Source organism: Janibacter corallicola NBRC 107790, assembly GCF_001570965.1.
Lineage (GTDB): Bacteria > Actinomycetota > Actinomycetes > Actinomycetales > Dermatophilaceae > Janibacter > Janibacter corallicola.
This window is the reverse complement of record NZ_BCSR01000027.1, coordinates 1-11,917: the sequence shown is the minus strand read 5'-3', so window position 1 is coordinate 11,917 and position 11,917 is coordinate 1. Positions and strand designations below refer to the sequence as shown.

The window sequence follows — 11,917 nt, the reverse complement described above, 5'->3', positions numbered from 1 at the left end:
AGGGGGTTCACGAGGCGTTCGCGCCGCGGTCGGCCAGCCGTCGGCGGGCGGCACGTGCCCCGCGCAGTGCCGTGCGCCCCCCGGGGAGGGCGCGGACCCGCTCCTTGATCGTCTCGGTCCGGGTCCTGCGGGCCGGGGTGGCCCCCTTCGTGCCCTCGCGGCCGGTGCCGACGAGGACCGAGGCCACGACGGCCTCCACCGCGCCGTCGATGGGGATGCTCTCCGGGACCGGCAGCTCGCCGGGGACGGCGGAGGTGACCGGCGCGTGCAGCGCGGCGAGGTCGCCGACGACCCGCGCCCCACTCGTGGCGATCTGCTCGGCGATCTCGCGCCCGTGGATGGTGGCCTGCTCGGCGGCCCACTGCGGCAGCACGATCCGTCCCGCGGAGGGGGCCGGCTCGGTCGCCAGGAGGCGAGCGACGGAGCGGCGACGGTAGTCCAGCGCGTACTCCCGGAAGGGCACCCGGTTGCGCCGGAAGGCGTGGTTCTGGCGCCGGAAGAACTCCGCCTCCGCCGGCGAGAGGGACCGGTTCGCGGTGCCGCCGTCGGTGCCGGCTGCGGTGAGCGTGCCGGCCGGCAGGTCGAGCAGCTGCTCCAGCGAGCTGGGGACGCGGGCCGGGTCCGCCTTGTCGGCGATGACGACCGTGACCCGCTCCGGTCCCAGCGCCCGCTCCCAGCGCCGCACCATCCCCGCCTGGTCGCTCTGCCGGTCCCACTGGGTGTTCTGCCGGGCCCCGGGCGGGGTGGCCAGCGCCTCCCGCAGCCATTCCCCGAAGGGGGGCGCAGCCTGGCCGTTCTTGACGATCTCCTGCCAGTAGGAGCCGAGCAGGCCCGAGAGGGGGCGCAACGTGATGACGACGTGGAGGCGCTCGCCGAGGGCCTCGGCGAAGCGCCCGACGGTCTCCTCGTCCGCCTCGCAGGCCCATTCGTGGCTGAGCAGGACCCGGCGGTCCTGCTCGGCGTGGACCCGGGACATGAGCTCGTGCCACGTCGCCGGGTCCGGCAGCTCCCCTTCGCGCCGGAGCCCCATGAAGGCCGCGACCGGGGTGAAGTGGTTCACCGCCGGGCCGGGGTAGCGCACGCCGTGCTCGCGCAGTTCGCTGCGGCGTCGGTGCGCCGCCCGCTGCACGGCGGTCGTGCCCGACTTCATCGCGCCGACGTGGAACAGCACGGACCGCGGTGGGATCGGGGTCAGGGGGGTGGTCTCGGTCATGCGGGGAGGCTAACGACGAGGCGGCCCTCCGCCGGTGCTCGCGGGAGGTCGGAGGCGATGAGTTCACGCGGAGTTCAGGGTGCGTTCGCGGGGTCGCCGGTCGGGCCCGGATACCTTCGGAACCGCTGCCCCGGACGCGACCAGGAGAGGGACCGGAAATGCCGCTGCCGAACTTCCTCGTCGTCGGCTCCCAGAAGAGCGGGACGAGCTGGCTGCACCACGGTCTCGGGCGCTCGCGGCACGTGTTCGCCTCCGAGGTCAAGGAGCTGAACTTCTTCAACCAGCCGGACTTCGACGCCCCCGCGAAGGTGACCGCGTTGCGCGAGCACTTCCCCGCCCAGGACCCCGGCGTCCGCTACTACCTCGAGAGCACCCCGCACTACTTCCGGGCGCGGCCGACCACGGCGGAGAACATCCGCTCACTCCTCGGCTCGCCGGCGATGGTGGCGGTCTTCCGGAACCCCGTGCAGCGCTACGAGTCCGCCTACATCCACCACATGATGAAGGGCCGCTTCCCGTACACGGCCACGATCGATCAGCTCACCGACGAGTACTCGGTGCTCTCCCTCGGCCGGTACGCGGAGGCGCTGGAGACCTGGTGGAGCATCCACCCGCAGCTGAAGCCGATGCTCTACGACGACCTCGTCGCCGACCCGCTGGGCTTCGTCGGCGAGGTCATGGACCATCTCGGCGTCGAGTGCGACCTCACGGCCGAGGACCTCGACTTCCGGGTCAACGACAAGACGCGCAAGCACGCGAAGCTGACTCCCGAGTGGGACGAGCTGCCTCGACTCGACCCCGGTCTGCGACGCCACCTGCACGAGGAGTACGCCGAGGGGATCGGCCGGCTGGAGGGGCTGCTGGGGCGCGACCTCACCGCCTGGCAGGACGGCTGACCCGATCCCCAAGTGCTAAGGTCACGGGCAGAGTCAGACGCACGCCCGTGCAAGGGAATCCGGTGCAAGTCCGGAACTGTCGCGCAGCGGTGAGGGTGACTGACGGAGTGGTGACCACTGGGTCCGGATGACCTGGGAAGGAACTCCGCCGGGACGACCCCGAGTCCGAAGACCTGCTGGCTCGTTCGCCGAATGGGCCCCGCGGTCTGGGCCCCGATGGTCTGGGAGTTCCCGTGTCTCGTGCACCCGACGGGTCCGCCGTCACCGAAGCCCTCACCCTGCTGACCACGCCGCCGACGGGCGCGCCGATCGAGCTGCACCCCGACGTGGTGGCCGGCCCCGGGCTCGCGGGGTGGTACCCGATGGAGCGCCTCACCAGCCCCGACGTCGTCACGCGCGTCGTCGACGCGTACAGCGCCTCGCTCGGGACCCGCCACCGCGCGGCCGGAGCCGCCTGCGGCCTGCAGAGTTGTGCCGGCCGGGTCGCGGTGGCCACGATCGGGCTGTGGGTCCAGACCGGGGCCGTGCCCGACCCGCACGTCGGTACCTGGCACCTCCGGCTGGACGGCGAAGGGAGGACCGCGGCCGTCGCGCCGCCGGTCACCGGCACCGTGCCGGTCGGGGAGGCGTCCGACGTCGCCCGACTGCTCGTGGAGAAGCACCTGGCGGACGTGGTCACGGCCTTCCGCGAGGTCGGTCGGATCACCGCGCGGCTGGCGCTCGGCTGCATCGCCGCCTCCTGCGCCTCCGTCCTGGCCGGGCTGCACCGCAGGGCCCCGGAGGCCCACCAGGAGGAGCTGGCCCGGGTCACCCGGGAGCTGCTCGCGGCCCCGGTGTGGTCCGTCGCGGGCCGCCGTCTCGTCACGACGAGCCCGATCCGGGTGCCTGCCGGCCCCGCCCTCGTCACCGAGCGGCACACCTGCTGCCTCATGCGCCTCGGCGACGGGCGGCAGCCCTGCGGCAGCTGCCCCGACATCACCCCCGAGGAGCGGCGCCGCAGGACCACGCACCACGCCACCTTCGCCCCGCGGGGCGAGGACCTCCCGGTGGCGGTGTCCCGTGTCGCATGACCGCCCGGGCGGCCGTCGCCTCCCGGCCGCCCCGCTGCTGATCGGCCTCGTCGCGGCCACCGCGGTCAGCGCCGTCGTCTCGCTCTCGCTCGGGTCGGAGCCGCTGCGCGTCTCCGGTGTCGTCGACGTGCTGCAGGCCCGCCTGCTGGGCTCGGGCCGCGCCGACCCCACCTACGACACGATCGTGTGGGAGCTGCGGGCGCCCCGCGTGGTCATGGCCGTCGTCGTCGGCGCGGGCCTGGCCATGGCCGGTGCGTGCATGCAGACGCTCGTGCGCAATCCGCTGGCCGACCCCTACCTCCTCGGCGTCTCCGCGGGGGCGGGCGTCGGGGCCACCGCCGTCATCGTCCTCGGTCTGCTCGGCGGTCTCGGGGTGTGGGCCCTCTCCCTCGGGGCCCTCGGCGGCGCGCTCCTCGCGACCGCCCTCGTCTTCGGGATCTCGATGGCCCAGGGCGGGTTGGACCCCCTTCGCCTCATCCTCACCGGCGTCGTCATGTCGGCGGCCTTCTCCTCGGTCTCGAGCTTCCTCGTCTTCTTCAGCGCCGACCCGAAGGCGACCCAGTCGGTCCTCTTCTGGCTCCTCGGCAGCCTCTCCGGCTCCGTGTGGGCACAGACCCTGCCGTCGGTCATCGTCGTGTGCCTGTCGGTCGTGCTGCTCATGGGCCTGCACTCCTGGCTGGACGCCCTGGCCTCGGGGGCGGACGTCGCTGCCGGGCTGGGGGTGCCCGTGCGCGCCCTGCGGACCGGGCTGTTCGTCCTCGTGTCGGTCCTCGTCGGGGTCCTCGTGGCCGTCTCCGGGGGCATCGGATTCGTCGGGCTCGTCGTCCCGCACGTGGCCCGGATCCTCGTCGGCGCACGGCACCGGGTGGTGCTGCCGGTGGCCGCCCTCGGCGGCTCCCTCTTCCTCGTCTGGGTCGACGTCGCCGCCCGGGTGCTCGTGCGTCCGCAGGAGATCCCGCTGAGCGTCGTCACCGGGGTCGTCGGTGCGCCCATCTTCCTCCTGCTGCTCGGCAGGCGGCACTACACCTACTCGGGAGCGCAGTCATGACACCACACCTGCAGTGCCGCGGGCTCGCCTGCGAGATCAGCGGGCGCACCATCGTCTCCGAGGTGGACCTGGACGTGCCCCGCGGCTCGATGGTGGCCCTCGTGGGCCCGAACGGCAGCGGCAAGTCCACCCTCATCCGCTCGCTCGTCGGGCTGCGCCCGGCGGCCGCGGGCCACGTGTACGTCGGCGGCACCGACCTGGGCGAGATCTCCTCGCGGCAGCGCGCGAAGCTGCTCGCCCACGTCGGACAGGAGGAGGGCCCCACGGAGGACCTGCTCGTCGGCGAGATGGTCGCGCTGGGACGGGTCCCGCACCGGCCGCCGTGGAGCGTCGACGCCTCCCGCGAGCGACCGGTCGTCATGGAGGCCCTCGAGATGGTCGGCATGACCGGCTTCGTCGACCGCCCCTGCCAGCACCTCTCCGGGGGCGAGCGCCGCCGGGTCATGCTCGCCCGCGGCATCGCCCAGGGCACCGAGCTGCTCGTCCTCGACGAGCCGACCAACCACCTCGACGTCCACCACCAGATCCAGCTCATGGAGACCATCCGCGGGCTGGGCCGGACCGTCCTCGCGGCCGTGCACGACCTGCCGCTGGCAGCGGCGCACTTCGACCGGGTCGCGGTCCTGCACGAAGGGGGCCTGTTCGCCGTCGGTGAGCCCGCCGAGGTCCTGACCCCCGAGGTGCTGGAGACCGCCTTCGGTGTGCGGGCCACGCACCTGAGGGACCCCGACACCGGGCGGGTCCATCTCGTCCTCGGCGCCGGAGCGCCGGCCCCGGCAGAAAGGTTCGCCTCATGACCAGCATCCACGCTCACTCCCGCGGGGCGCTGCGCGCCGCCGCCGGGCTCGGGATCGTCGGCCTCCTCGCGGGCTGCGGCGTGTCCGCGCAGACCGGCTCCTCGGCGACGCAGGAGGAGGTGACGGTGACCAACTGCGGTCAGGAGGTGAGCCTCCCTTCGCCCGCGGAGCGGATGTACATCACCGGCGACGGCAACATGCTCGCGATGGTCCTCGCGCTCGGCGCACAGGACCAGATCGCCGGGGTCACCGGCCTCGACGACGGCAAGGCGGCGCTCGCCACGATGTACGGCCGCGACGTCGTCGACGCCCTGCCGGTGGCGTCCAAGGACTACCCGACGATGGAGAACGCGATCGCCCACGAACCGGACCTCGTCTTCTCGGGCTGGAACTACGGGTTCACCGAGGAGAAGAACTTCACCCCGGACGCGCTCGCCGAGCACGACATCGACTCCTACCTCCTCTCCGAGAGCTGCCGGCAGTCCGACGGGCAGCGGGGCACCATGCCGCCGTGGGAGGCCCTCTACACCGACATGGAGAACCTCGGGCAGATCACCGGCCACGAGAAGAAGGCCGATGAGGTCGTCGACGACATCAAGGAGCGGCTGAAGGCGCTCGAGGACGCCCCGCAGCCGAAGAAGGAACCGACCGTCTTCCTCTTCGACTCCGGGACCAAGGACATCTTCACCTCCGGCTCCTTCGGCGGCCCGCAGGCGATCATCGAGGCCGCCGGGGCCAGGAACGCCACCGCGGACGTGAAGGACACGTGGACCGAGGTCTCCTGGGAGCGCCTCGTGGCCTCGAAGCCGGACTTCTTCGCCTTCGTGGACTACCCCGGCCAGAGCTACCGGCAGAAGATCAGGGTGCTCCAGACGAACCCGGCGACCAAGGACCTTCCGGCGGTGAAGCAGGAGCGCTTCATCAACCTGCCGATCTCCGCGTGGACGAGCAGCCCGCTGAACATCGACGCCGCCGAGCAGCTGCGGGCCGCGCTGGAGCAGCACCACCTCGTGCCCGCGAGCGACATCGAGCCCGAGCACGACCTGCGACCCGGTCACTAGGCTGGGGCCCGCGCCGTCCGCCGGGGCGGCGCAGGAGGTGATGACGTGGCCGGTGAGGACCGCAGACCCAGGCGACCCCTCTACCTGGAACCCGACGCGATGGAGTCCCACAGCGCCTCCCAGCCGGACCCCGCCGAGACCGCGGCGGCGGCCCACCAGGCCGCTCTGACGGTGGTCACCGCCGGCCGGGAGGACGCGGACGGGGCGACCCGGGAGCGTCTGCTGCGCCTCGTCGACGAGCTCGGCCTGGACACCCTCGCCCAGCTCTGGGCCGACCGGCCCGCACGCAGCCTGCCCGGCGCCCTCTGGCGGCTCTACGTGCTCCGCGAGTGGGCCCAGCGCCAGGCCGGCGAGGCGGCCCGCGAGTACGCGAGGGGCATGTCCGTCGCCCATGTGGACCACGTCATCGCCGGCATCGCCGAGCCCCCGGGCGTGGCGGAGGTCCGTGAGCTCGCCGACCGGATCCTGCGGGGTGTCTTCGACGGCGACCTCGCGGTGGCGCTGGAGCGGGCGGCGGCCTTCTGCCGGGTCGTGGCCACCGGGCGGGCGCACGAGGACGAAGGGGACCTGCCGTCGGCCTCGGCGATGGTCACCACCGCCGAGGACCTGGAGGCCTGCGCCCGGCTCTGGCGCAGCGGCCGGCTGGACTGAAGGAGGTCCTCAGGCCTTGACGCAGACCACCGGCGCGGTGGCCTCGAGGATGATCTGCTGCGCCGCCGAGCCGAGGATCAGCTTGGCGACGGCGGAGCGGTTGCGCACCCCGATGGCGATGACCGAGATGTCCTCGCCCTGCGCGTGGTCCAGCAGGTCACCGACGGGGTCCTCGCTGTGCTCGGGCGGACGGACCACCCGCTCGGACACCTCACCCAGGTCGGAGGAGGGCTCGTGCGCGCCGTCCTCGAGGGCGAAGTAGGTCAGGTCCTCGCCCCGCCGACGGGCCTCCTCGATGGCGTACCGGTAGGCGGCCCGGCCGGCCGCGGTCTCGGTGCCGGCCACGAGGACGGTCATGGGGGACTCCCCTTTCTCGGTGTCGGATCCCCGGCAGCCTACCCGTGGCCCGGGGAACAACTTCCGGCCCCACGTGGTTACGCTTGATCGGTGCGCCGGGCCGCGGCAGCCCCGGGTCCCAATAAATAGCCGCTACGAGCGGCCACGCGCCGTGAGGCGCTCCCGGCCCGGCGCACGACACACCCCGGCAGATGAACGGCCGATGACGCCCCGAGGACGATTCGGTTCTAGGCTGGCCCCCGGTAAGACTCCACCTTCCCCCGAGAACCGGAGACAACACCTGTGGCCTTCTTCAGACCGTCCGGCAAGGACGACGCCTTCTTCACGCTGCTGGCCGACAGCGCGCGGCAGTCGGTCGCCGCGGCCGAGGTGCTCACCGAGCTGCTGGCCGCGCCCCCGCAGGATCGTCCCGCGATCGCCCAGCGGCTGCGCGACGTCGAGCACGAGGGCGACGAGGCGACCCACGCGATCATCCGCAAGGTCAACACCAGCTTCGTCACCCCCTTCGAGCACGAGGACATCCTCGAGCTGGCTGCCGCTCTCGACGACTGCATCGACTACATCGACTCGGTCGGGCAGGCGGTGGTCCTCTACCGCATGGACGGGCTGATGCCGGAGGTGACGACGCAGATGGAGGTCATCACCCGGATGGCGGAGCTGACCGCCGCCGCCATGCCGCGCCTGGCGACCATGAAGGAGCTGCGCGAGTACTGGGTGGAGATCAACCGCCTCGAGAACGAGGGGGACAGCATCTACCGCGGGATGCTGCGGGACCTCTTCGGTGGTGCGGTCACCGACCCCATCGAGGTGATCAAGCACAAGGACATCATCGAGCGGCTCGAAGAGGCCACCGATGCCTTCGAGAGTGTGGCGCACCGCATCGAGGGCATCGCGATCAAGGAGTCCTGACCGACCGTGGACTGGCTCGCAGTCGCCCTCGTCACCACCCTGGCGATGGGCTTCAACTACACGAACGGCTTCCACGACGCCGCCAACGCCATCGCCACATCGGTCTCGACGCGGGCACTGACCCCGCGGGTGGCCCTGGGCATGGCAGCCGTGGCCAACCTCTTCGGTGCCTTCTTCGGCACCCGGGTGGCCGAGACCGTCGGCAGCGGGATCATCGCCGCGCCCCAAGGGCACACCGGCCTGCTGCTGTGCGCAGCGGCGCTGCTCGGTGCGATCGGCTGGAACATGCTCACCTGGTGGCTGGGACTGCCCTCCTCCTCGTCGCACGCCCTCATCGGCGGTCTCGGCGGGGCGGCGCTCGCGATCGGCGCGACCGTGCACTGGATGGGGATCGTCGAGAAGGTCATCATCCCGATGGTGCTCTCGCCGATCGTCGGCATCATCGTCGGCTTCCTCGTGATGCGCCTGATCCTCCGGCTCTTCCGGGAGGCGAACCCGGGCCGCACCAAGCGGGGCTTCCGCTGGGCGCAGACGGCCTCCGCGGCCGCGATGGCCTTCGGTCACGGCATGCAGGACGCCGCGAAGACCGCGGGTGTCGTCGTCCTGGCGCTCACGGTCGCCGGCTACCACGGTGAGGGCGACCAGGGCATCCCGCTGTGGGTCCTCGTCCTGTCCGCCGTCGTCATCTCGATGGGGACCTACTCCGGTGGCTGGCGCATCATGCGGACCCTGGGTCGGGGGATCATCCACCTCGACCCGCCGCAGGGCTTCGCCGCCGAGGTCACCGCGGCCTCGATCCTCTACGTGGCGACCATCCTCAAGGCACCGATCTCGACGACCCACGCGATCACCTCGGCGATCATGGGTGTCGGCTCGACCCGCTCGCTGAAGGCGGTGCGCTGGGGCGTGGCGAAGAACATCGTCGGCGCGTGGATCTTCACCTTCCCCGGGGCGGGGATCGCCGCGGCGATCTTCCTCTGGGTGCTCCGCCCGATCGTCGGTCTCTGAGGCAGGGCCCTCAGCCGAAGCGACCGGAGATGTAGTCCTCGGTCGCCTGCTGCGCGGGGCTGCTGAAGATCTTCTGGGTGTCGTCGAACTCGATGAGGCGGCCCGGCTTGCCGGTCCCCTCGATGTTGAAGAAGCCGGTCCGGTCCGAGCAGCGCGCCGCCTGCTGCATGTTGTGGGTGACGATGACGATCGTGTACTGCTCCTTCAGCTCGGCGATGAGGTCCTCCACCGCGAGCGTGGAGATCGGGTCCAGCGCCGAGCACGGCTCGTCCATGAGGACGACCTCGGGCTTGACCGCGATCGTGCGTGCGATGCACAGCCGCTGCTGCTGACCACCGGAGAGCCCGGAGCCGGGCCGGTCGAGGCGGTCCTTCACCTCGTTCCAGAGGTTCGCGCCACGCAGGCTGGACTCGACGAGGTCGTCGGCGTCGGCCTTCTTGATCTTCTTGTTGTTCAGCTTCACGCCGGCCAGGACGTTCTCCCGCACGCTCATCGTCGGGAAGGGGTTCGGCCGCTGGAAGACCATCCCGACCTTGCGGCGCACGCCGACCGGGTCGACGCCCCGGGCGTACATGTTCGACCCGTCGAGGCTCACCTCACCCTCGACGCGGGCGCCGGGGATGACCTCGTGCATGCGGTTCAGCGCTCGGAGGAAGGTGGACTTGCCGCAGCCCGAGGGACCGATGAGGGCCGTGACGGTACGCGGCTCGATGGTCACGTCCACGCCCTCGACGGCGAGGAAGTCGCCGTAGTAGATGTTCAGGTTCTTCACGTCGATGCGTTTGGACACCGTGGTTCCTTGTCTGTTGCAGGGGCCGGTCAGCGACCGGTGGAGGGGGAGAAGATCTTGGAGATGAGCCGCGCCAGGAGATTGAGCAGCATGACGATGATCATCAGGACCAGCGCGGCGGTGTAGGCCATGTCCAGCGAGGCCGCCCGATCCAGACCGGGGCTGGCGTACTGCTGGTAGGAGAAGAGCGGCAGCGCGGCCATCGACCCCTCGAAGGGGTTGAGGTTGGTGCCGCGGGCGGCACCCATGGTGATGAGCAGCGGCGCCGTCTCGCCCATGACGCGGGCGATGGCCAGGGTGACGCCGGTGGCGAGGCCGGCGATCGAGGTGGGGATGACGACCTTGACGATCGTCAGCCACTTCGGCACGCCGAGGGCGTAGCTGGCCTCGCGCAGCTCGTTCGGCACGAGCCGGAGCATCTCCTCGGAGGAGCGCACGACCGTGGGGATCATGAGCACCGAGAGTGCGACCGCGCCGACGATGCCGGACTGGTAGGCCGGGCCGAGGAACAGCGTGAACAGCCCGATCGCGAAGAGGCCGGCGACGATCGAGGGGATGCCGGTCATGACGTCGACGAAGAAGGTCAGGGCCCGAGCGGTGCGACTCTTCCCGCCGTACTCCACGAGGTAGATGGCCGCGAAGACGCCGATCGGGATCGAGATGATCGAGGCCAGTCCCGTGACGATGATCGTGCCGAGGATCGCGTGGTAGGCACCCCCGACATCACCGCTGCCGACGCCCTGCATCGAGTAGGTGAAGAAGGCCGGGTCCAGGCGCCTGGTGCCCCGCTCGATGATCGTCACGGTCACCGAGACGAGCGGCACCATGGCGAGCAGGAAGAAGGTGGTGACCACGCCGGTGACCAGGCGGTCGGTGGCGTGGCGGCTCCCTTCGACCACCCGCGAGGCGAGGTAGATCGCGAGGCAGTACGTGATGGCCGCGATGACGAGCCACCCCAGCAGGCTCCACGAGAAGAGGGCGAGCTGGATCGCGAGGGCGAGGACGCCGGACCCGATGAGGATCCCGGTGCGCGCCGTGCGGTTCAGCTCACCGGTGCGCTGCACGGCGGGGCCCGGGCTCGGTGGCGTCGGGGTGCCGTTCGACTCGGCGGTGGTCATGGTCAGTGTCTGGCCCATCAGTTGGCTCCGGAGAACTCCGACCGGCGCGAGATCATCCACCGGGCGAACATGTTGACGGCGAGGGTGACGGCGAAGAGCGCCAGCCCGGAGACGAAGAGCGTGCTGCGCTCCACGCCGAAGGACTCGGGGAAGTTCAGTGCGATGTCACCGGCGATGGTCCCGGAGGCTGCGGAGGTGAGCAGCTCCCAGGAGTAGCGCGCGCTGGGGGAGAGGATGATGGCCACGGCCATCGTCTCGCCGAGCGCCCGACCGAGGCCGAGCATGGCGCCGGAGACGACGCCGGAGCGGCCGAAGGGGATCACGGCCTGCCGGATCATCTCCCACCGGGTGGCGCCGAGGGCCAGGCTGGCCTCCTCGTGCAGCGACGGGGTCTGCAGGAAGACCTCGCGGTTCACGGCCGTCATGATCGGCAGGATCATGATCGCCAGCACGATGCCGATGAGCAGCATCGTGCGCCCGGTCGCGCTCGGGGTGCCGCCGAAGAGCGGGATCCAGCCGAGGTAGTGGTTGATGGTGTCGAAGACCGGGACGGCCCGGGTGGCGATCGTCAGCCCCCACAGACCGAAGATGATCGAGGGCACCGCGGCCAGCAGGTCGATGAGGTAGCCCAGGCCCTGCGCGAGGCGGCGGGGTGCGTAGTGGCTGATGAAGAGGGCGATGCCGATGCTCAGCGGCAGGGCGATGACCAGGGCGATGATCGAGCTCAGCAGGGTGCCGAAGATCAGCGGCCCGACGTAGTGGATCAGGCCCTGTCCTGCGCGGACCTCGGAGGGGTCCGCCTCCAGGGCCGGCTTCGCCTGCAGCAGCAGGAAGCCGGCGACGGCCGCGAGGGTCACCAGGATGAGGATCCCGGAGCCGACCGAGAGGCCGGAGAAGACCCGGTCTCCGGGCCGCTTCACGGCCTTCTGCCCGGTGGGGGCGGGGGTACTGCTCACGTCGATGTCTCCGAAGGGGGTGGGGGGTGGGACGGGGCGGCGG

At 71.4% G+C, this 11,917-nt stretch carries 13 protein-coding genes and 1 riboswitch; of the genes, 8 read left to right on the top strand and 5 right to left on the bottom strand.

The genetic code is table 11. The annotated features are described in order from the left end of the window. Positions 1 to 7: 7 nt before the first annotated feature. Entirely contained in the window at positions 8 to 1,213 is a 1,206-nt protein-coding gene (locus JCO01S_RS10390) for a hypothetical protein (RefSeq protein ID WP_068254939.1), read from the bottom strand. 158 nt (positions 1,214 to 1,371) lie between these two features. Between JCO01S_RS10390 and JCO01S_RS10385 the strand changes: the two genes are divergently transcribed. The 6 genes from JCO01S_RS10385 (at position 1,372) to JCO01S_RS10360 (ending at position 6,736) form a co-directional block, all read left to right on the top strand. Continuing rightward, positions 1,372 to 2,109 (top strand): sulfotransferase family protein, encoded by a 738-nt coding sequence (locus JCO01S_RS10385; protein ID WP_068254936.1) that lies wholly within the window; start codon positions 1,372 to 1,374, stop codon positions 2,107 to 2,109. A gap of 17 nt (positions 2,110 to 2,126) precedes the next feature. Then, positions 2,127 to 2,304: riboswitch (cobalamin riboswitch) on the top strand. 38 nt (positions 2,305 to 2,342) lie between these two features. After that, positions 2,343 to 3,179, top strand: coding sequence for a hypothetical protein (locus JCO01S_RS10380; protein WP_068254933.1), 837 nt, complete (start codon positions 2,343 to 2,345; stop codon positions 3,177 to 3,179). Then, positions 3,169 to 4,227 (top strand): FecCD family ABC transporter permease, encoded by a 1,059-nt coding sequence (locus JCO01S_RS10375; protein ID WP_068254931.1) that lies wholly within the window; start codon positions 3,169 to 3,171, stop codon positions 4,225 to 4,227. Before JCO01S_RS10380 ends, JCO01S_RS10375 begins: the two co-directional genes overlap by 11 nt. Further along, positions 4,224 to 5,024: an ABC transporter ATP-binding protein gene (locus JCO01S_RS10370; protein ID WP_068254928.1), complete on the top strand. Its 801-nt coding sequence runs from the start codon at positions 4,224 to 4,226 to the stop codon at positions 5,022 to 5,024. The genes JCO01S_RS10375 and JCO01S_RS10370 overlap by 4 nt, the downstream gene beginning before the upstream one ends. Next, positions 5,021 to 6,085, top strand: a complete 1,065-nt coding sequence (locus JCO01S_RS10365; RefSeq protein ID WP_068254925.1) for an ABC transporter substrate-binding protein — start codon at positions 5,021 to 5,023, stop codon at positions 6,083 to 6,085. The genes JCO01S_RS10370 and JCO01S_RS10365 overlap by 4 nt, the downstream gene beginning before the upstream one ends. 45 nt (positions 6,086 to 6,130) lie before the next feature. After that, entirely contained in the window at positions 6,131 to 6,736 is a 606-nt protein-coding gene (locus JCO01S_RS10360) for a hypothetical protein (RefSeq protein WP_369407291.1), read from the top strand. Between the two features lie 9 nt (positions 6,737 to 6,745). Here the strand turns inward: JCO01S_RS10360 and JCO01S_RS10355 are convergent, their stop codons facing one another. Beyond that, on the bottom strand, positions 6,746 to 7,093 hold the full coding sequence (locus JCO01S_RS10355; RefSeq protein ID WP_068254921.1) for a universal stress protein: 348 nt from the start codon (positions 7,091 to 7,093) through the stop codon (positions 6,746 to 6,748). A gap of 282 nt (positions 7,094 to 7,375) precedes the next feature. Between JCO01S_RS10355 and JCO01S_RS10350 the strand changes: the two genes are divergently transcribed. Next, positions 7,376 to 8,002, top strand: a complete 627-nt coding sequence (locus JCO01S_RS10350) for a DUF47 domain-containing protein (protein ID WP_068254917.1) — start codon at positions 7,376 to 7,378, stop codon at positions 8,000 to 8,002. A 6-nt stretch (positions 8,003 to 8,008) separates the two neighbouring features. Then, positions 8,009 to 9,010 (top strand): inorganic phosphate transporter, encoded by a 1,002-nt coding sequence (locus JCO01S_RS10345; RefSeq protein WP_068254914.1) that lies wholly within the window; start codon positions 8,009 to 8,011, stop codon positions 9,008 to 9,010. Positions 9,011 to 9,020: 10 nt separating this feature from the next. Here the strand turns inward: JCO01S_RS10345 and pstB are convergent, their stop codons facing one another. From pstB to pstC, 3 genes are all read right to left on the bottom strand, one after another. Next, the gene (gene pstB / locus JCO01S_RS10340; RefSeq protein WP_068254912.1) at positions 9,021 to 9,800 is read right to left on the bottom strand and encodes a phosphate ABC transporter ATP-binding protein PstB; all 780 of its coding nucleotides are present in this window, start codon (positions 9,798 to 9,800) and stop codon (positions 9,021 to 9,023) included. Between the two features lie 29 nt (positions 9,801 to 9,829). Next, positions 9,830 to 10,936: a phosphate ABC transporter permease PstA gene (pstA, locus tag JCO01S_RS10335; protein ID WP_245634403.1), complete on the bottom strand. Its 1,107-nt coding sequence runs from the start codon at positions 10,934 to 10,936 to the stop codon at positions 9,830 to 9,832. Then, the coding region (gene pstC, locus JCO01S_RS10330; RefSeq protein ID WP_439645698.1) for a phosphate ABC transporter permease subunit PstC at positions 10,936 to 11,917 on the bottom strand (982 nt) is incomplete at its 5' end. The genes pstC and pstA, both read right to left, overlap by 1 nt.